General features: G+C 68.1%; 1 pseudogene. It reads left to right on the top strand.

Annotated features, from left to right (window positions below):
- Positions 1–285 (top strand): annotated as a pseudogene (locus EOB49_RS35245) (6-chlorohydroxyquinol-1,2-dioxygenase); the annotation flags it as partial.

The following is a 285-nucleotide window of genomic DNA, read 5'->3' as shown; positions in this document are numbered from 1 at the left end:
CCCTGGCCGGGCCCTTCTACCGGGCCGATGTGCCGGAGATGGTGTCCGGCGCGAACATCTCGCGCGATCACAAGGGCGAGCCGCTGGAGGTTGCGGGCCGCATCGTCACGCTCGACGGCGCGGGGATCGGCGATGCGGTGGTCGAGATCTGGCAGGCCAATGCCGAGGGTCTCTACGAGAACCAGGAACCCGACAGGCAGCCGGAATTCAATCTGCGCGGGCGCTTCCGTACCGATCCGCAGGGGCGGTTCCGCTTCACGACGGTGAAGCCGAAGGGCTACACGC

Origin of the sequence: Mesorhizobium sp. M7A.F.Ca.MR.148.00.0.0, from assembly GCF_003997735.1 — a bacterium.
GTDB lineage: Bacteria > Pseudomonadota > Alphaproteobacteria > Rhizobiales > Rhizobiaceae > Mesorhizobium.
Note: the sequence above shows the minus strand (reverse complement) of the source record. Positions and strands in the feature narration are given on the sequence as shown.